Genomic DNA, 17,955 nt, shown 5'->3' with positions numbered 1-17,955 from the left:
CGATGCTGGCACTTGACCTCGGCCAGATCGCCATTTCTTATCCCGGCCTGCTGTCTCCGGTGCTCGTCATCGACCGGCTCGGGATTGCCGCCGGCGAACGCGTCGCCGTGACCGGGGCTTCCGGCTCGGGCAAAAGCACCTTCGTCAACATCGTTACCGGCCTGGAAGCTGTCCGCAGCGGCCGGATCGACTGGAGCGGCACCGATCTCACAAAACTCTCCGAAAGTGCCCGCGACCGTTGGCGCGGGATAAATGTCGGCCTCGTCATGCAGGATTTTCATCTGTTTCCCGGCCTTTCGGCGCTCGACAATATCCTGCTGCCAGCCCGGCTGGCGCGGGTCGCAACCGCAGACCATGTCGGCCGCGCCCGCGAACTGATGCAGCGCACCGGCCTTTCGCGGCCCGAGCAGAAGATCGAGACCATGTCGCGTGGTGAAATGCAGCGCGTCGCCGTTGCCCGCGCCCTGCTGCGACGGCCGGGCCTGATCGTCGCCGACGAACCGACTGCAAGCCTTGATCCGGAAAGCGGCGAGATCGTCGGCCGTCTGCTGCTCGAACTGTCGGAGGCCGAAGGCAGCACGCTGATCGTCGTCTCGCACGACCCGCGGCTGACGCAGCGGCTGACGCGCCGCATCGAACTGGCGAACGGCCGCATCATCGGCGATACGCAGGCTGCATCGGCAATGGCAAGGGATGGAGTGCCGGCATGATCCGCTTCATTATTGCCGACCTGAAACGTCTGTGGCTCGGATCGATGGTAGTCATCCTGCTGGTGGCGCTGGCAACCGCGCTCGGCATCGCCGTGACGCTGCAGGAGCGATCGCTGCGCCTCGGCAGCGCCCGTGCCGCCGACAAGTTCGACCTCGTCATCGGCGCGGCCGGCAGCGAAACGCAGCTTGTCCTCTCCTCCGTTTTCCTGCAGGCCTCGCCTTTGCCGCTAATGCCGGGCGAGGTGCTTGCCAAGCTCGCCGCCGATCCACGCGTCGCCTGGGCTGCGCCGATCGGGTTCGGCGATTCTTTTCAGGGCTATCCGATCGTCGGTACGACGACGGCGCTGATCGCCAATACGGCCGGCGGTTTTGCCGAAGGACAGATGTTCGATGCCGAGGGCGAAGCCGTGATCGGTTCCGCCGTGGCACTCTCCGTCGGCGACGAAGTCAAGCCGATGCATGGCGGCCCGCTGGAGGGCGGCCATACGCACACAGAACTTGCCTACCGCGTCACCGGCAAGCTGCAGCCGACCGGCACCGCCTGGGACCGCGCCATCCTGGTACCGATCCAGGCCGTCTGGCATATCCACGGCCTCGGCGAAGGCGCGAAAGAGCACGCGGATCACGATCATGCGGCGGAAACGGAAGCGCATGCCGGGGGCGAGAAGCCAGCGGGCGAGCCTGGGGAAGCCGATCATGCCGGCCACGACCACGATCATGGCCATCATGCCGACGCCCACGCGGCGCTTGATGAAACATTCGGTGCCGGCACACCCGGCCTGCCGGCCATACTCGTCAAGCCGAAGACGATTGCCGATGCCTATCGCCTGCGCCAGGAATACCGGCAGGGCAATACGCTCGCCGTCTTCCCCGGCGAGGTCCTGACCAATCTTTACGCCACGCTCGGCGATGCCAAGCGGATCCTCATCGCCGTCGCCAGCGGCGCGCAGGGGCTGGTCGCCGCCTCATTGATCCTGGTGACGGTCATCCATGTCGGCCAGCGGCGGCGGCAGATCGGCGCCTTGCGGGCTTTTGGCGCGCCGCGGCTGTCTGTCTTCGCCATCGTCTGGAGCGAGCTTTTCGTGCTGATCGCCATCGGCATTGGACTGGGATTCTTGATCGGTTATGCCGCCGCGCAGGTCCTGTCGGGGCTGTTCACCGCCGAGAGCGGCATCACTCTGCCGGTCTCGTTCGCGCGCGGCGATCTGGCGACGCTTGGCCTGCTCATGGGCTTCGCCGCCTTGCTGGCGACGCTGCCGGCCGTTCTCGCCTATCGGCAATCACCGGCCGCAGCGTTGAGGGCCTGAACGATCAGGCTGAAACGTCGGTGATGAAACGCTTCAGGTAAGGATCGAATTCGGCCGGCTTGTCCCAGAAGGGCGCGTGGCCGGAATTGGCGATGCCGTAGGTCTTGCCTTCCCACAGGTTGGCGTATTTCACCTTCGAGACGAAATCGAGGTTGACGAAGGGTTCGTCGATGCCGTTGACCACGGCGAGCGGCACCTTGGCGGTAGCAACGATATCCTTCTGGTTATCCCCCGTGCCGCCAGCGAATTTCTCGAACATGATGCGCCGCGCCCGGCCGTCGGTGCGGCCGACGACATCGAGGAAAAAGGCTTCGAACGGCTCGCCGCAGGTGCTGCGGGCATAGTTTTCGACATCCTCGCCGGTGAACTGTTCCTTGCCGGCAAGCCCCATGTGCTTGCTCGGCTTGAACCCCTGGCCGACCTCGTCGGCGGCAACTGGTGGCGTGCCGGTGATCATCAGGCCGAGCATGCCGGGGAAACGCTTGATCATCTCGAGGCCGATATGGCCGCCGAGCGACCAGCCGAAGACCACGGCCTTCTCGACATTCAGCAGCCGCAGCACCTCCGCCATGGCATCGGCATACCCTTCCATGCAGTAGCTGCGTTCCGGGTCGATGGCATCGGAGGAATTGCCGTGGCCGGGGAGATCCGGCGCAATCAGGCGAAAGGTCTTGCCGAGTTCGCCTTCGAGCTGGTTGCGAAACACCGCGCCGGCGCTGGAATTGCCATGCACGAGCAGGACGGGAATGCCCGCGCCTTCGCTCTCGCGCACCGCGATCGTGCCATGGCTGGTTTCCAGGCTATATTCCTTGACGCTCATTCCGATCTCCCTCTCCGCACGCCGCTTTAAGCGAAAGGCCGCTGTAAAAGCAGATGCTTAAATAATTTGCATGCTCACAAACTAGCCCTTTTTTACGACTCGTCAATGAAATGTTCTTTTCAAAAGATGCGGAGTGTGCCTAAATTGTAAGAAATTCCACTTTTCCATAACCACTAAAATTAAGGGGGATACGGGATGAGCCCGACATCACTGACCAAGCGCCTGACACGCTATGCAAAAACGGCGACCATGCTGGCCGCCCTGTCGCTGAGCGCCGCCGCTGCCGCGCATGCCGACACCGTCAAGATTGGCCTTCTCGCACCGCTGACCGGCCCGGCCAGCGCCGATGGCCAGGAATACCAGCGCGGCGCACAGCTCGCCATCGACGAGATCAACGCCGCCGGCGGCATCGACGGCAACACGCTGGAACTCTCGGTCGGCGACGTCAAGGACATGTCGGCTGGGAACGTTACCTCTGCCGTCGAGCGCCTGATCGGCGACACCGACGTGCATTTTATGCTGACCGGCTACGCCAGCCTGACCAACTTCGAGATCGACGCCATGGCCGAGGCGGAAATGCCTTACGTGCTCGCCGCCACCTCGCAGCAGACCAAGGACATCATCGCGCCCGATCCGTCCAAGTATGACTGCTGCTGGTCGTGGACGCCGTCCTTCGACGCCTACAACACCGACGTGACCTCGTTCGTCGAAAAGCTCGCAGCCGAAGGCAAGGTGACGCTGCCGACCAAGAAGGTGGCGATCATCTCCTCCGACAACGCCTATTCCAAGACCATTTCCGAAGGCATGAAGAAGACCTTCACCGAAAAGGGCTGGACGATCACCGTCGACGAGCTCGTGCCCTTCGGCGAAGTCACCGACTGGCGCTCGATCCTGGCCAAGGTGCGTGAAAACCCGCCGGACCTGGTCATCAACACCGACTACCTGCCGGGCAACTCCGCCTCGTTCCTCAACCAGTTCCTGGAACAGCCGACCAAGAGCCTCGTCTTCCTGCAATACGCCCCCAGCGTTCCGGAATTCGTGCAGCTGACCGGCGAAAAGTCGAACGGCGTGATCTACAACCTGCTCGGCGGCCCGCTGGTTTCACCGAAGAACCCGCGCGCCGACGAGGTCGCCAAGAAGTTCAAGGACAAGTATGGCGTCGAGAGCGGCACCTACGGCCTGGCGCTGTATGAGATCGTCTATCTCTATGCCGACGCGCTGAAGAAGGTCGGCGACGCTGCCGATCACAAGGCGATCATGAAGGCCATCGGCGAGACCGACAAGCAGGTCGTTGCCGGCCGCCTGAAGTTCGACCCGGCGACCCACCTCGCCATGCAGGGCGACGATTTCATCCCGATCACCTTCTTCCAGATCTGGGATGGCCAGCGCACCCTGATTTCGCCCGAGGCCTACAAGGTCGGCGACTTCAAGACCCAGCCCTGGATGCAGTAAGTCGCCATGGCGCTTCTGGACGTCCGGAATGTCGGCAAGGCCTTCGGTTCGCTGAAGGCCTTGGACGACGTCTCCTTCAGCGTCAATGCCGGAGAGATCTTCGGCATTGCCGGCCCGAACGGCAGCGGCAAGAGCACGCTGTTCAACACCATCACCGGCATTCCTTTCGGTCCCGATCGCGGCACGGTGCTGCTCGACGGCACCGAGATCCAGGGAAAATCCGGCAACGACATCGCCCGCATGGGCCTGGCGCGCACCTTCCAGCGCGAAACCAGCTTCGACAAGCTGACCGTTTTCGAAAACGCCATGATCGGCGCCACCTATGGCGGCCGGCAGGCAACGCCGAAGGCGCAGCGCGAAAACGCGGCGCAAGCCCTCGATGTCGTCGGCATCGCGCCGAAGGATTTCGGTCGCCTGGCGGAAGAGCTGTCGGTCTTCGACCGCAAGTGCCTGATGCTGGCGACGGCCGTTTCCATGGGGCCGCGCATCCTGCTGCTCGACGAGCCGGCCTCCGGCCTCACCAAGCCGGAAATCGAGACCTCCATCGGCCTGATCCGCAAGATCGCCGCCCGCGGCATCACCATCGTGCTGATCGAGCACGTGCTGACCTTCCTGATGACGCTGTCGCAGCACCTGCTGGTGCTCAACCAGGGCCAGATGCTGGCCATGGGCGATCCGAAGACGGTGATATCAGATCCGCGCGTCGTCGAAGCTTATCTTGGAACAAGGAAGCCCGACCTATGAGTGCGCTTCTCGAAGTCCGGTCGCTGACCGCCGGTTACGGCCGCATCGACGTGCTGCACGACCTCAGCATCTCCGTCGGCAACCACGGCAATGTCGGCCTGTTCGGCCCGAACGGCCACGGCAAGACGACGCTGCTGCGCACCATTTCCGGCCTGTTGAAGACGAAGAGCGGTTCGATCACCTTCGACGGCAAATCGATCGCCAATGCCAGCCCGCGCTCGATCGTCGACATGGGGCTGATCCACGTGCCGCAGGGCAACCGGCTGTTTCCCGATCTGACGATTGCCGAATGCCTGACGCTCGGCGCCTATACCAAGCGCGCCCGCGCCGACGAGGCCGCCAACCGCGAAAAGGTCGTCAAGATCTTCCCGAAGCTTGCCGAGCGCTGGCGCCAGAAGGTGCGCACGCTCTCCGGCGGCGAGCGGCAGATGGTGTCGATCGGCACGGCGCTGATGGGCAGCCCGAAACTGCTGATCCTCGACGAGCCGACGCTCGGCCTGGCGCCGAAGATCAAGGAAGAGCTGTGCGCCTCCGTGCTCGACATCTCGAAGGGCGGCGTGCCGCTGATCGTCGTCGAGCAGGACGTCGAATTCCTGCTGGAGTTGTCGCAGCACCTCTACCTCATCAACCACGGCGAAGTCGCGACCGAGATCAAGCCCGGCGAAACCATGGACCATGCGGAAATCATGGCCCTCTATTTCGGCCAATAGGAGGCAAGGCGATGACACCCTTCCCCTCCCCGCGCCTGACAGCCAAGCAAAGGGCGAACTGACATGGACGCAACCGCGCAAATCCTCTTCGGCGGCCTGTTCCAGGGCTCGCTCTACGCCATGATGGCGGTCGGCCTGGCGCTGATCTGGACCACCATCGGCGTTTTCAACTTCACCCACGGCGTGATGATGATGCTCGGCGCCTACATAGCCTGGACGCTTGCCGAAACCGGCCTGCCCTTCGCGCTCGTGTTGCCGCTGGTCATCGTGGTGATGGCCGGTGTCGGCTGGGCGCTGCAGGCAAGCGTCGTGCGGCCGCTGATCGGCCGGCCAAACATCGTGCTCGTGGTTGTCATCACCACGCTTGCCGCCGCCTCGCTGATCGAGAACGCCACGCTGGAACTCTGGGGACCGCGTTCGAAGCAGCTGCCGCCGCTGATCGCCGGCAACACGACGATCCTTGGCGTCGGCGTCTCGCTGCACCAGATCGCCATCATCGTCATCGCCCCGGTGGTGCTGGGAGCACTCTGGTTCTTCCTCAACCGCACGCGGCTCGGCCTCGCGCTGCGCGCCGTCGCACAAAACGAGGATGCCAGCCTGCTTGTCGGCCTCAACGTCAAGGCGCTCTACGGCCTCGCCTTCGCGATCTCGGCGGCATTGGCTGCGCTCGCCGGCATCTTCATGGGCGGCTACCGCTTCATGTCGCCGGTCATGGGCGCCGATCCGCTGTTGAAGGCGCTGATCGTCGTCGTCTTCGGCGGGCTGTCGAGCGTCTCCGGGCCGATCTTCGCCGCCTATCTCATCGGCTTCTTCGAAGCCATCTGCAGCTATTATTTCGGTCTCTACTGGACGCCCGCCTTGCTCTTCGCGGTGCTGATCGTGACGCTCATGATCCGTCCGGAAGGGATTTTCGGATCCAAGTCGAGGGGCCTTGCATGACCGCTCCCATTCCCGCTTCTGCCATTCCAGCATCCCCGGGCCGAGCCTCCTGGCAGAAGGAAGCGGTTGCCGTCCTCATCGCCTTCGCCGTTCTGGCACTGCTGCCCTTCGTCGTCACCGACAGCTACAGCCGCCACGTGCTGATCATGGCCTTCATCTATGCGGTGGTCGCCTCCAACTGGGACCTGAGCCTGGGATACGGCGGCGTCTTCAACTTCGGTCACCTCGCTTTGTTCGGCATCGGCGTCTATGCCTACGGGCTTCTGACCAAATTCGCCGGCATCGACCCCTGGGTCGCCATGGCGCTAAGCGGCATCATCGCCACCATCGCGGCCATCGTCGTGACGATCCCGATCCTGCGGCTGAAAGGCATCTACATCATCCTCGTCACCTTCGGCTTCGCGCAGCTGGTGATGCAGGTGATCCTCAGCCAGTCCGACTATACCGGCGGCACGCAGGGCATGGTGCGCATCCAGACGCTGTATCTCGGCGAGCACAACATGATCCGCGACGGCAAGTTCGCCTATTTCTACATCGCGCTCGCCATGCTGTTCCTCTCCACCGTGTTCCTGCGGGCGCTGGTGCGCTCGCGCATCGGCGCCGGCATCGTCGCGTTGCGCGACAACGAGGAATATGCCGTCAGCCGTGGCGTCTCGATCGTCCGCCAGCGCATCGTCACGCTCGCTGCCAGCGCCTTCTTCACCGGCGTCGCCGGCGCCTTCTACGCCGCCTACCAGCGCAACGCCTCCATCGACGTCTTCGGCATGAGCCTGGCGACCATCATCCTCTCCATGGTGCTGCTCGGCGGCACCAGCACGATCTACGGTGCCATCCTCGCCTCCTTCGTGCTGACGATCTTCGCCGAAGCCATGGCTGATCTCGGTGCCTGGCGACCGATCATCACGGCGCTGCTGATCATCGGCGTGATGCTGGTCTACCCCACGGGGCTTGCGGGGTTCATCCAGTCGAGCTGGAACGGGGTGTTCCGCAGGGCGAAAAGCGCAAACTGAATACAAAAATGGCGGGCACTGCCCGCCATTTCCGTTTGTATGGAAATTGTCGCTTACCGCACCCCGCACCATTCGATGATGCTGGCGGCGATGACCTTGGTGGTCTCGACCAGAGACTCGATGTCGACATACTCGTCTTCACCGTGGAAACCGTCTCCGGCGGGACCGTAGATCACGCCGTCCATGCCGGCGCCGGCATAATGGGCAGCGTCGCAGACGGCGACGAAACCCTTGATGTCGGGCGCCTTGCCGATCTTCGATTTCTGCCTGACCAGCGACTGCACCAGCGGATGCTCGACGGAGGTGTTGAGTGGCGGGAAATACAGGCCGCCCAGTTCCCATTCGATCGTCGGCGGATGGGCGCGCAGCCAGGCGTCCGTCTGGGCGAAATGATGGACGAAGGCCTCGAAATCCTTGCGGTATTCGGCAGAGGTTTCAGACGGCAGGAACTTCATGTCGAGGTCGATGACGGCGGTATCGGGAATGATCGCCGGGTTGGTCATGGTGATCGGCAGGCCATTGGTACCGAGGCCGGCGCCGCCATGGATGACGCCGATGTTGATCGTGTTCATGCCGACCGGCAAGAGCGGATGCGAGCGGGCGCGGGTGCGATCAAGTTCGTAGTTGCGCAGTGCCTGGATGAAGCGGGCGGCGAGTTCGATGGCGTTCATGCCCGGCTCCAGGCGGCCCGGTTCATGGCGCTGCGGATAGATCTCGTTGTAGCGCCAGGCGGAGTGGGCGTTGCGGCCACGGATTGTCACGCGCGCCCATTCGAGGCCACCTTCGGCCGGCAGCACATCGCCCCAGGTGGGCTCCGCCACCAGCACGGCCTTGGCGAGCTTGCCGCGCTTTACCGCATCCATGGCGCCGAAACCACCAGCTTCTTCATCGACGACCGTATGGATCGACAGGCGGCCGACAAGATCGATGCCGGCGCGTCGGATCGCCCGGGAGGCGGCGATGCAGGCAGCGACACCGCTCTTCATGTCGATGGCCCCGCGGCCGTAAAGCCGGCCATCCTTGATTTCGCCGCCGAAGGGATCGACATTCCAGCGGCGCGGATCGCCCACCGGCACGACGTCGATATGGCCGCACAGGATCAGGCTGCGCTCCTCGTCGCCGGCCTTGTCGGCCACGAGGTTCGGACGACCGGGAAAGACATCCCACTGCTCGGTCTTGAACCCTTCCTCCCGGAGGATAGGATCCAGCAGCGCCTGCACGTCGGCTTCGCGGTTCTGCGCCGCGTCAACATGGAACTTCGGATTGACCGACGGCGTCCGCACCATCTTCTGCGTCAGGTCGATGACCCAGTCGCGATCCTTCTCGATCTCATCCTGAACGGTTTTGATGACGGCATCGGACATGGCTCTCTCCTCGCATCCGTGGGGCGATGTGCCGACGGATTGGGCATGACCAAAATTTCGCCGTCGACCATTCCATCGGAGCCTAGTGCCTGCCCTGAGGCGATGTCAATATTCTTTCAGTTTCGATTCCTGCAAATAAGTTTGTAATCATATTTACAGGAATCGAATGCTGTAAAACAGCTGTCAGCCGATGTGATAACCACCATCGACCGGCAGCGTGATGCCGGTGACGAATTCCGCGGCAGGCGATGCCAGGAACAGCACCGGGCCGACCAGATCTTCCGTCGTGCCCCAGCGCTTGACGGCGGAACGTTCGGAAATCTTCGCTTCGCTTTCCGGCACCGACCAGAGGGCCTTGGTCATTTCGGTGCGGTGGTATCCCGGCGCGATGGCATTCACGCGCACGCCGTCACGGCCGTATTTATGGGCAAGCGCCCGCGTCAGGCCGACGATGCCGGTCTTGCTGGCGGTGTAGGACGGCACGGTCTCGTCGGCGAGGTAGCTCAACATCGAGGCGAGGTTGACGATGCTGCCGCGGCTAACCTTCAACAGCGGAAAAGCGGCGCGCGACAGGCGCATGGCGCTGTTGAGGTTGATGTCCATGACATCCAGGAACGTCTCTTCCTCCCACTCCGCATCCGGCCGCGCCACGCCCTGGCAATTGACCAGCACGTCGAGGCGATCCAGTTCGTCGAAGAAGGCAGAGACGGCGGCGCCGCCGCGGACGTCAAGCCGGCGAAAGCTGAGATTGGCTGCCTCGGAACCCTTGGCTGCCGAAAGCCGCGCCTCGGAACTGCCGGTGGCGATCACCGTGGCGCCGGCTTCGGCAAAACCCTTGGCAAGCGACAGGCCGATGCCGCTGGTGCCGCCGGAAACGACGACCGTTTTTCCCGCAAAAAGACCGGACTTGAAAGCCTCGACTTCCTTCATCTTTTCCTCCCGAATGGATTGGTAAAACAAAAATGGGGAGCGCCGCCGGTTCGTCCGGAAGCGCTCGGGAAAGGGACACTCAGATGAGTGTCCGCAAAGCCTTGATCACCATGTCTTCGGTGATCGGCATCGGCTCGTTGTGAATGATTTCGCCGGGGCGGCAGGCGCGCCTGGCGATAATCGCCAGCTTCTCTTCCGTCACCTCGGCAATGCCGATGTCGGCAAGCTTCGTCGGCAGGCGAACGGAAGCGCAGAAGGCCCTGACCTTCTCGAACTCGTCGTCCAGTCCATGCAGCTTCAGGCCGGCCAGCACACCGATCGCCACCTTCTCGCCATGCAGGTGATGATGAACGTCATCCAGTTCGCACAGGCCGTGATGGATGGCATGCGCCGCCGCCACGCCGCCGGATTCGAAACCGATGCCGGAGAGCAGGATATTGGCTTCCACCACCCGTTCGAAGGCATTGCCAGCCGTCTTCGCGTCATTCTCCGAAAGGGCGGCAGTGCCGAATTCAAAAATCGTGTCGCGGCAGAAGCGGGCAACCTCGAAGGCGAGGCTGACGCCTGGCATCTTCATGCAGTTGAAAGCGCCACTGCGACGGCAGGACTCTGCCTCGTAATAGGTCGCCAGCGCATCGCCAATGCCGGCAGCGAGGAACCGTGCCGGCGCCTTGGCGATCAGTGCCGTATCGACCAGCACGAGGTCGGGATTGCTCGGCAGGAACAGATCGTAATCGACCTTGCCGTCCGGCTTGTAGATGACAGCGAGCGCGCTGCAGGGCGCATCCGAGGCGGCAATCGTCGGCACGACGATGATCGGCAGCTTCAGTTCGAAAGCCGCCGCCTTCGCCGTATCCAGCGCCTTGCCGCCGCCAGCGCTGACCATCACTTCGGCGCCAAAAGCTTTTGCAGCTGCTACCAGCGCATCGACCGCATCACGCGAGCATTCGCCGCCATGGCGGATGATCTCGGCATCGATGCCGCCCGCAAAGGATTTTTCGATATCCGGCTTGAGGAAATCGAAGACGCCGTTGTCCAGCAGAACGGTCGCCTTGCGACCGTATCCGCCGGCTTCCTTGCCCAGCACCGAAATGACGCCCGCGCCCTGGATGTACCGGCCGGGGAAACGTGCACCGCGCATGGTGCCGGCAGAAATCGCATTCACCAGCATATGTAACCCCCGTCGGCCAGGACGATCGAGCCGGTCATCAGGCTGGCGGCATCGCTGGCGAGGAACAGGATGACCGAGGCGATTTCATCGGTGCGGCCCATGCGCTGCATCGGCGTGCTGCCAACCCAGTATTTGAACATTTCCGGATCGTCGTAGACGTATTTCGTCAGTTCGGTCTCGATGTAGGTCGGCGCCACGGAGTTGACGCGCACGCCGCGCGCAGCCCATTCGGCGGCCAGCGACTTGGTGAGGTGGTGCACGGCCGCCTTCGAGGCGTTGTAGTTCGCCTGCTCCTGCGGCCGGTTGACGATGACGCCGGACATCGAGCCGACATTGACGATCGAGCCGGAACCGCGCTCCAGCATGCCCTTGCCAAAGGAGCGGCAGCACCAGAAGACGCCGTTGAGGTTGACGTCGATGACCTTGTTCCAGACCTCGTCGTCCATGGTTTCGGCCGGACGGTTGGAGATGGCGATGCCGGCATTGTTGACGAGGATATCGACGCGGCCGTGGCGGGCGACGATCGCATCGTGCGCGGCCTGTACGGCGGCGGGGTTGGTAACGTCGAGCACTTCGCTATCGACGGCATACCCCTTTTCGCGCATGGCATCGGTGGATGCTTTCAGCTGCTCGGCCTTCATGTCGGTGAGCACGACGGTGGCGCCGGCTTCGGCCAAAGCCTCGACGGTCGCAAGGCCGATGCCCTGCGCGGCTCCCGTCACCACGGCAATCCTGCCGGTGAGTTTGAAACGATCGAGATACATGGAAACGGCCTCCTCCTTGGATGGTTTAAAGTTGCGGCACGAATGTTTCGGAAAGGCAGGCGGCAAGTACCGGCGCAATATCGTCCGGATCGGCCATCACCACGCCCTCGGGGAAAACGATGTCCGGCCGGTGCTTTTCCGGCCAGGCGATGACGCGCATGCCGGCCGCAAGGCCGGCCTTGGCGCCCGGCGCGCTGTCTTCGACGACGATGCAGTCCTCGGGTTTCAAATCGAGCAGATAGGCGGCGCGCAGATAAGGTTCCGCATGCGGCTTGCCCAAGCGCACGTCGTTGCGTGTGACGGTGATCAGGTCGGGCCATTGCAGGCTGACGGCACGCAGATTGGCATCGGCCAGCATGCGGTCGGAATTGGAAACAATCGCCATCTCCGCACCGCGCGCCCGCAATAGGTCGATGGCCGCCCGTGCCCCCGGGCGCATCTTCAGGCCCGGCGCCTGGCGCAGGTAGTGGGCATATTTCGCCGCCACGAACTCATCGAGGCTGAGATGCAGACCGATGAGCTTGACGAGATAGGTGTGGCAATCGGCCATCGTCATGCCGGTGATCGCCTTGGCAAAACCCGGCGGCACGGAATAACCGTGTTCGGCCACGGCTGCTGCCATGGTCTCGTAATGCGTTTCCTCGCTGTCGACGAGGGTTCCGTCCATGTCGAACAGGACTGCCTTGCGTGTCATGATGCCATTCCATCGAGATCGTTGTAGAGCGCCTGACTATGCGCATAAAGCTTCTCGAAGAAAGGCTGCATCTTGGCATAAACGTCCACCCAGCGCGGGTCGGGACGGATTTCTTCGGCAAAGGAAACGTAAGCGTCGGCTGCATCTTCGACCCTGGAGAAACGGCCGGTCGCCGCAGCCGCCATGGCGGCGCAGCCGACGAGGCCGCATTCCGCCTCATCAGGAACGAGGATCGGGATGTTGTAGACGCTCGCCTTGATCGTCATCCAGAGTTTCGTCTTGGCACCGCCGCCGGACGCGATGACGCGCTCCAGCTTCGAACCCGAGATACCATCAAGAATGTTGATATGCCTCTTCACCGCGAAGGCCACACCTTCGAGCACGGCGCGGTGCATATGGGCGAGGCCATGGCCAGCGCCGATACCGAAGAACTGCGCCCGCGCGTTGCGATGGTCGCCCAGCCGCTCGCCGACAAGGTAGGGCATGAAGAACAGCCGGTCGGAGCCGGCAGGCGCCTCCGCCGCCTTCGCGACGATATCGGCATAAGACAGCTGCTTTTCGTGGAAGGCGCGGCGCGCCCAGCGCATCGCATCGCCACCGGATTCCAGCAGCATGAAGGCCCCCCAATTGCCTTCCACCGTGCCGACGTTGGATACGGACGGATCGAGCAGCGGCTTTTCGGCAATCGCGGTGATGATCGCCGAGGTTCCCATCACTTCCGAACCGATGCCCGGACGGCAGACGCCGGAGCCGAGCAGAGCCACGGGATAGTCGGCACCGCCGACCAGCACCGGCGTGCCGGCGCGCAGCCCCGTCTCCAGGGCGGTAGCCTCCGTCACATGTCCGAGAATTTCGACCGGATTGCGCAGCGGCGCAAGCTTGCTCTTGTCGAGGCCGAGCAGGCCGACCATCTTGTCCGACCATTCGCCGGTCTGCGGGTTCATCAGGAAGCTCGCACCGCCGTCGGTGCGGTCCATGGCGATCTCGCCGGTCAGCTTCAGATTGATGTAATCCTTCGGCATCAGCACCGCGGCGGTGCGCGCATAAGCGGACGGGTCGTTGTCGCGCAGCCATTGCAGCTTGAAGCCCGGCCAGGCCGGCGTCGGCGGATTGGCGCTTTCGGCCAGATATTCCGCCGGTGCATGGGCGCGCTCGAAAGCCGTGACGTAATCGACCGTGCGCTTGTCGTTCCACAGCGGCGCCGTCTCGCGCGTCAGCACGCCGTTACCATCGACCAGCACCGTGCCATGCATCTGGCCGCAGGCGGAAACAGCTGAAATACGCGACCGGGCATCCGCCACCGTGTCCAGGATCTCGCGGATCGCCGCCGCAACGCCTTGCCACCAGTCCGCGGGCCGCTGCTCCGACCAGCCGAACTGCGGCACGATCTGCTCGTGCTCGCGGGCAGCGATCGACAGGATCTTCCCCTTCACGTCCACCAGTGCAGCGCGAACGCTGCCGGTGCCCACATCGATTGCCAGGAAAAGATCGTCGGCCATGGTCATGCCCTGTCTAGACGTTGCGTTCGGTTACTTCCGGAACCAGTTGGATGCATATTGCAGCAGCATGGCGCCGACAATGATGCAGCCCATGAAGACCTGCTGGTGGTAACCCGGAACGCGCGCAAGGTTCATCATATTGGCGATAATGCCAAGCACAATCACACCGATGAAGGTGTTGAACACCCCGCCGCGGCCGCCCATCAGGCTGGCGCCGCCGATAACGACCGCCGCGATGGCATCAAGCTCGGCACCAACGCCGATATTGGCAGAGCCGACACCCGTGCGGCTGGTGGAGACGATGCCCGCACCGGCAGCCAGAACGCCGGAGATGACGTAGACCGACATGGTGTACCAGGCGACCGGAATACCCGACAGCCGCACCGCCTCGACATTCGAGCCGATCGCCTTGACGAGGCGTCCATAGCGGGTGAACACCAGGACCGCACCGGCGACCAGGAAGACGACGGCCATCAGGACGACCGGATAAGGAATGCCGAACAGGAAGCCGGCGCCGAAAGCGGTGATGATCGCACCCGGCTCACCGACCATGATCGGCTGGCCGGCCGAAACGATGAAGGCGAGGCCACGCGCCACCGTCATCATCGCCAGCGTTGTGACAAAAGGTGGCAGTTTCAGGAAGGCGATCAGCACGCCGGAAACGAGACCACAGATGCCGCCGACCACAAGTGCCGCCAGCATCGACACGCCCGGTCCGTACTGTGCCACCAGCAGGGCCGAGAGCACGCTGCCGAGAGCAGCGACCGAACCGACGGAGAGATCGATGCCGCGCGTCAAAATGACGAACAGCATGCCGACCGCCATCAGGCTGGTACCGGAAATCTGGCGCAGCACGTTGAGCAGGTTGCGCTCGGTCAGGAAGACGTTCGACATCGAGGTTGCGACGATCACCAGTGCAACGAGGATGGCGATGGTGCCGTAACGCTGCAGGATCTGGCCAACATTCAGGGAGCGGCGGGGTGTTTCGGTCAATTCGGTCACGGCGATAACCCGATCAATGGTTGGAGAGGGGCTGGGCCTTGGGCGCGACCATGGCCAGCTTCAACAGTTTTTCTTCGGTATAGTCTTCAGGCTCCAGCGAACCCGTCAGCTGGCCTTCACGCATCACGAGGATCCGGTCGCAGAGGCCGAACAGTTCCAGGTGCTCGGAGGAGATGACCAGCACGGCGCGACCCTCGGCAGCCAGCGACTTGATCAGCGAATAGATCTCCGTCTTGGCGCCGACATCGACGCCGCGGGTCGGCTCGTCGAAGATCAGGATGTCGCCATTGGCGTGGAACCACTTGGCCAGCACCACCTTCTGCTGGTTGCCGCCCGACAGGCTGGAGGCCGGGTCGTTGAGGCTGCCGGCCTTCAGGCGCAGCTTGGCGGCGAGATCGGAAACGGTCGCCTTTTCCGCCGCGCGGCGGATGAAGCCGAACATGTTCACCAGCGGCGCCAGCTTCGCCATCGTCGCGTTGACGCGGATGGGGAAGTCGAGAATCAGCCCCTGCTCCTTGCGGCTTTCCGGTACCAGGCCGATACCGGCATTGACGGCATCCACCGGCGTGCGGATCTTGACTGGCTTGCCGTGAATGAAGATCTGGCCCGACTTCGCCTGCTCGGCACCGAAGATCAGCCGCACCAGTTCGGTGCGTCCGGCGCCGACGAGGCCGCCGAGCCCGATGATCTCACCGGCGCGCACGGCAAGCGACACGCCCTTGACGCGGTTGCAGTCGGACAGTTTTTCGACGCGCAGCACTTCCTCGCCCGGCGTGCGGACGACATCCTCGCCGAACAGTGCCTTCAGGGAGCGGCCGACCATCATGCGGATGACGTCGTCGATCTCCACCTCGGAGCGCTCGACCGTCTGCACCGAAGCGCCGTCCTTCATGACGGTGATGCGATCGGCGATGCGGAACACTTCATCGAGGCGGTGGGAGATGTAGATGACACCGACGCCGCGATCGCGCAGCGAACGGATGATGCCGAGCAGCCGCTCCGCATCCTGCACGGAAAGCACTGCGGTAGGCTCGTCGAACACCATGACGCGGGCGTTGCGCGACAGCGCCTTGGCGATCTCGACCACCTGCTGGTGGGCGACCGACAGGTCGGAGACGGTCTCACCCGGATTGATGTTGAAGCCGAGGCTGGTGATCAGCTCGCGAGCCCGGCGGTTGAGGTCCGACCAGGAGATGATCGAGGGAATTTCGGAGAGGAAGATGTTCTCGGCCACCGTCAGGTCGGTCGCCAGCGCCATTTCCTGGTGGATGATGGCAATGCCTTTTTCGAGCGCATCGGACGGGCGGCGGAACTGCTGGACCTCGCCGCCGACTTTCACCGTGCCGGCCTCCGGTACGTATTCACCGCCGAGCACACGCATCAGCGTCGACTTGCCGGCGCCGTTTTCGCCGAGCAGCGCATGCACTTCACCCGGTCGAAGCGCGAAATCGACGCCCTGCAGCGCCTTCACGCCACCGAAATTCTTGCGGATGCCTGTCAGTTCTACGAGTTGATCCATGAGGCGACGTCCTGGAAAAGCATGACGGACCGTTTCAACGCGGACGGCCAGACAGTTGCGTCAACCGTCCGGCGCCCGTCATTCCGTATCGATCCGGTGAACGGCCGGCATGCCCTGAGGCGATGCCGGCCGCAGGGAGGAACCGGTCTTAGAATACGGCGTCAGCCTTGTAGTAGGTCTCGACGTTGTCCTTGTTGATCACGGTCGGCGTCGTGTAGGTGATCTTGGAGATATCGGCCGGCAGCGAGCCGTCGATCGCCTTCTTGGCGAGATCGACGGCGGTTGCGGCAACCAGCGCCGGATCGTTCAGGCCGGTTGCGGCGTAAGAGCCTTCCTTGATCATCGCCAGCGCTTCCTTCTGGCCGTCGGCGGCGGCGATCAGCGTGACGCCTTCGAGGCGACCGGCCTGTTCCAGAGCCATCTTGGCGCCGAGAACCATGGAGTCGTTCTCGCCGAGCACGACGTTGATATCCGGATTGGCGACCAGCAGGTCTTCCATGGCCTTCAGGCCGCCTTCATGACCCCAGAGGCCCCAGCCCTGACCGACGACTTCGAAACGGGCACGGCCTTCGTTGCGCAGCTGGCCTTCGAGCAGACCGGCGAGAACGCCGAGGCGACGCTCCTGGCCGACTTCGTTGCCCTTGTCGCCGGACAGCAGGGCGATCTTCAGATCCTTGCCCTTGGTGATGTCGGCGAGATACTGGCCGACGAGCAGGCCGTTCTGGCTGTTGGAAGACTGCACGAGCGTCACGAAGTTCGCCTGCGGGTCAATGGTGGAGTCGATCACGAACACCTTGACGCCAGCGGCGGTCGCAGCGTTGACGGCGCCGACCAGGCCCTTGCTGTCGCGCGGGTTGATGATCAGGGCGCCGATGCCCTGGGCAACCATGTCTTCGACGTCGGCGATCTGCTTGTTCAGGTCGTTCTGGGCATCGGACGAAAGAACTTCGCAACCGAGCGATTCAGCCTGCTTCTTGGCGGAAACTTCCTGAGCGGCAAAATAGGGCGCATCGAGCGTCTTCATGGAGATGCCGATCTTGCAATCGGCGGCCTGGGCAGCCGAAAGGGCTGCGAGCGAAACGGCGGCGGCGAGGCCAAGCTTCAGGGCAGTGCGCTTTACGAAAGTCATGATTTTCTCCTCCACAGGGGAATGCGTCATCCAAGCCAGCTTCTGTATGGCTGATATGTAGCGTAATTACCGAATTTTTCCACGTCAACATAATTTTTCATCAAAACCATGCTCGTTTTCGTAATTTTGCGCCTAAATTTTCCACTTGATTGTATTTCGACGATTATTTATGTAATTTCACTACAAGCATG

The 17,955-nt window shown here is 63.1% G+C and carries 17 protein-coding genes; 7 read left to right on the top strand and 10 right to left on the bottom strand.

Going from position 1 to position 17,955, the window contains the following annotated elements; translation table 11 throughout:
- Positions 1–2: 2 nt before the first annotated feature.
- Both ACSQ3I_RS10320 and ACSQ3I_RS10315 read left to right on the top strand, forming a co-directional pair.
- Positions 3–710 carry an ABC transporter ATP-binding protein gene (locus ACSQ3I_RS10320; RefSeq protein WP_435998505.1) on the top strand — a complete coding sequence of 236 codons (708 nt, stop codon included), beginning with the start codon at positions 3–5 and terminating at the stop codon, positions 708–710.
- On the top strand, positions 707–2,017 hold the full coding sequence (locus tag ACSQ3I_RS10315; RefSeq protein ID WP_435998503.1) for an ABC transporter permease: 1,311 nt from the start codon (positions 707–709) through the stop codon (positions 2,015–2,017). Before ACSQ3I_RS10320 ends, ACSQ3I_RS10315 begins: the two co-directional genes overlap by 4 nt.
- Positions 2,018–2,021: 4 nt before the next feature.
- On the opposite strand, the gene ACSQ3I_RS10310 is transcribed toward ACSQ3I_RS10315, so the two are convergent.
- Positions 2,022–2,837, bottom strand: a complete 816-nt coding sequence (locus tag ACSQ3I_RS10310; RefSeq protein WP_435998501.1) for an alpha/beta fold hydrolase — start codon at positions 2,835–2,837, stop codon at positions 2,022–2,024.
- A gap of 195 nt (positions 2,838–3,032) precedes the next feature.
- On the opposite strand from ACSQ3I_RS10310, the gene ACSQ3I_RS10305 reads away from it, so the two are divergent.
- The 5 genes from ACSQ3I_RS10305 (at position 3,033) to ACSQ3I_RS10285 (ending at position 7,692) form a co-directional block, all read left to right on the top strand.
- Entirely contained in the window at positions 3,033–4,289 is a 1,257-nt protein-coding gene (locus ACSQ3I_RS10305; protein WP_435998499.1) for an ABC transporter substrate-binding protein, read from the top strand.
- Positions 4,290–4,295: 6 nt separating this feature from the next.
- Positions 4,296–5,033 carry an ABC transporter ATP-binding protein gene (locus ACSQ3I_RS10300; protein WP_435998497.1) on the top strand — a complete coding sequence of 246 codons (738 nt, stop codon included), beginning with the start codon at positions 4,296–4,298 and terminating at the stop codon, positions 5,031–5,033.
- Positions 5,030–5,743, top strand: a complete 714-nt coding sequence (locus ACSQ3I_RS10295) for an ABC transporter ATP-binding protein (RefSeq protein WP_435998495.1) — start codon at positions 5,030–5,032, stop codon at positions 5,741–5,743. The genes ACSQ3I_RS10300 and ACSQ3I_RS10295 overlap by 4 nt, the downstream gene beginning before the upstream one ends.
- A gap of 63 nt (positions 5,744–5,806) precedes the next feature.
- A complete protein-coding gene (locus ACSQ3I_RS10290) occupies positions 5,807–6,682 on the top strand; it encodes a branched-chain amino acid ABC transporter permease (RefSeq protein WP_435998494.1) in 876 nt (291 codons plus the stop codon).
- Positions 6,679–7,692, top strand: a complete 1,014-nt coding sequence (locus ACSQ3I_RS10285) for a branched-chain amino acid ABC transporter permease (RefSeq protein ID WP_435998493.1) — start codon at positions 6,679–6,681, stop codon at positions 7,690–7,692. Before ACSQ3I_RS10290 ends, ACSQ3I_RS10285 begins: the two co-directional genes overlap by 4 nt.
- A 53-nt stretch (positions 7,693–7,745) precedes the next feature.
- Here the strand turns inward: ACSQ3I_RS10285 and ACSQ3I_RS10280 are convergent, their stop codons facing one another.
- The 9 genes from ACSQ3I_RS10280 to ACSQ3I_RS10240 all read right to left on the bottom strand — a co-directional run bounded on the left by ACSQ3I_RS10280 (position 7,746) and on the right by ACSQ3I_RS10240 (position 17,764).
- Positions 7,746–9,056, bottom strand: coding sequence for a M20 family metallopeptidase (locus tag ACSQ3I_RS10280; RefSeq protein WP_435998491.1), 1,311 nt, complete (start codon positions 9,054–9,056; stop codon positions 7,746–7,748).
- Between the two features lie 183 nt (positions 9,057–9,239).
- Positions 9,240–9,986, bottom strand: coding sequence for an SDR family NAD(P)-dependent oxidoreductase (locus tag ACSQ3I_RS10275; protein ID WP_435998490.1), 747 nt, complete (start codon positions 9,984–9,986; stop codon positions 9,240–9,242).
- Between the two features lie 79 nt (positions 9,987–10,065).
- Positions 10,066–11,157 (bottom strand): glycerol dehydrogenase, encoded by a 1,092-nt coding sequence (locus ACSQ3I_RS10270; protein ID WP_435998488.1) that lies wholly within the window; start codon positions 11,155–11,157, stop codon positions 10,066–10,068.
- Positions 11,148–11,921, bottom strand: coding sequence for an SDR family NAD(P)-dependent oxidoreductase (locus tag ACSQ3I_RS10265; RefSeq protein ID WP_435998487.1), 774 nt, complete (start codon positions 11,919–11,921; stop codon positions 11,148–11,150). The genes ACSQ3I_RS10270 and ACSQ3I_RS10265 overlap by 10 nt, the downstream gene beginning before the upstream one ends.
- A 25-nt stretch (positions 11,922–11,946) precedes the next feature.
- Positions 11,947–12,615 (bottom strand): HAD family hydrolase, encoded by a 669-nt coding sequence (locus ACSQ3I_RS10260; RefSeq protein ID WP_435998486.1) that lies wholly within the window; start codon positions 12,613–12,615, stop codon positions 11,947–11,949.
- Positions 12,612–14,114 carry a xylulokinase gene (locus ACSQ3I_RS10255; RefSeq protein WP_435998485.1) on the bottom strand — a complete coding sequence of 501 codons (1,503 nt, stop codon included), beginning with the start codon at positions 14,112–14,114 and terminating at the stop codon, positions 12,612–12,614. Before ACSQ3I_RS10255 ends, ACSQ3I_RS10260 begins: the two co-directional genes overlap by 4 nt.
- A 30-nt stretch (positions 14,115–14,144) precedes the next feature.
- A complete protein-coding gene (locus ACSQ3I_RS10250) occupies positions 14,145–15,107 on the bottom strand; it encodes an ABC transporter permease (protein WP_435998995.1) in 963 nt (320 codons plus the stop codon).
- Between the two features lie 22 nt (positions 15,108–15,129).
- The gene (locus tag ACSQ3I_RS10245) at positions 15,130–16,635 is read right to left on the bottom strand and encodes a sugar ABC transporter ATP-binding protein (protein WP_435998484.1); all 1,506 of its coding nucleotides are present in this window, start codon (positions 16,633–16,635) and stop codon (positions 15,130–15,132) included.
- Between the two features lie 148 nt (positions 16,636–16,783).
- Positions 16,784–17,764, bottom strand: coding sequence for a substrate-binding domain-containing protein (locus ACSQ3I_RS10240; protein WP_435998483.1), 981 nt, complete (start codon positions 17,762–17,764; stop codon positions 16,784–16,786).
- Between the last annotated feature and the right edge of the window lie 191 nt (positions 17,765–17,955).

Origin of the sequence: Rhizobium sp. LjRoot30 (assembly GCF_964253915.1) — a bacterium.
GTDB lineage: Bacteria > Pseudomonadota > Alphaproteobacteria > Rhizobiales > Rhizobiaceae > Metarhizobium.
This window is presented reverse-complemented; position numbering and strand designations above follow the sequence as displayed.

Coding starts and splice junctions, on each gene's coding strand:
- ACSQ3I_RS10270 (WP_435998488.1), bottom strand. CDS start 11,157: ATGCTGGTGAATGCGATTTCTGCCGGCACCATGCGCGGTGCACGTTTC.
- ACSQ3I_RS10285 (WP_435998493.1), top strand. CDS start 6,679: ATGACCGCTCCCATTCCCGCTTCTGCCATTCCAGCATCCCCGGGCCGA.
- ACSQ3I_RS10320 (WP_435998505.1), top strand. CDS start 3: ATGCTGGCACTTGACCTCGGCCAGATCGCCATTTCTTATCCCGGCCTG.
- ACSQ3I_RS10300 (WP_435998497.1), top strand. CDS start 4,296: ATGGCGCTTCTGGACGTCCGGAATGTCGGCAAGGCCTTCGGTTCGCTG.
- ACSQ3I_RS10255 (WP_435998485.1), bottom strand. CDS start 14,114: ATGGCCGACGATCTTTTCCTGGCAATCGATGTGGGCACCGGCAGCGTT.
- ACSQ3I_RS10305 (WP_435998499.1), top strand. CDS start 3,033: ATGAGCCCGACATCACTGACCAAGCGCCTGACACGCTATGCAAAAACG.
- ACSQ3I_RS10290 (WP_435998494.1), top strand. CDS start 5,807: ATGGACGCAACCGCGCAAATCCTCTTCGGCGGCCTGTTCCAGGGCTCG.
- ACSQ3I_RS10260 (WP_435998486.1), bottom strand. CDS start 12,615: ATGACACGCAAGGCAGTCCTGTTCGACATGGACGGAACCCTCGTCGAC.
- ACSQ3I_RS10275 (WP_435998490.1), bottom strand. CDS start 9,986: ATGAAGGAAGTCGAGGCTTTCAAGTCCGGTCTTTTTGCGGGAAAAACG.
- ACSQ3I_RS10240 (WP_435998483.1), bottom strand. CDS start 17,764: ATGACTTTCGTAAAGCGCACTGCCCTGAAGCTTGGCCTCGCCGCCGCC.
- ACSQ3I_RS10315 (WP_435998503.1), top strand. CDS start 707: ATGATCCGCTTCATTATTGCCGACCTGAAACGTCTGTGGCTCGGATCG.
- ACSQ3I_RS10295 (WP_435998495.1), top strand. CDS start 5,030: ATGAGTGCGCTTCTCGAAGTCCGGTCGCTGACCGCCGGTTACGGCCGC.
- ACSQ3I_RS10265 (WP_435998487.1), bottom strand. CDS start 11,921: ATGTATCTCGATCGTTTCAAACTCACCGGCAGGATTGCCGTGGTGACG.
- ACSQ3I_RS10310 (WP_435998501.1), bottom strand. CDS start 2,837: ATGAGCGTCAAGGAATATAGCCTGGAAACCAGCCATGGCACGATCGCG.
- ACSQ3I_RS10245 (WP_435998484.1), bottom strand. CDS start 16,635: ATGGATCAACTCGTAGAACTGACAGGCATCCGCAAGAATTTCGGTGGC.
- ACSQ3I_RS10280 (WP_435998491.1), bottom strand. CDS start 9,056: ATGTCCGATGCCGTCATCAAAACCGTTCAGGATGAGATCGAGAAGGAT.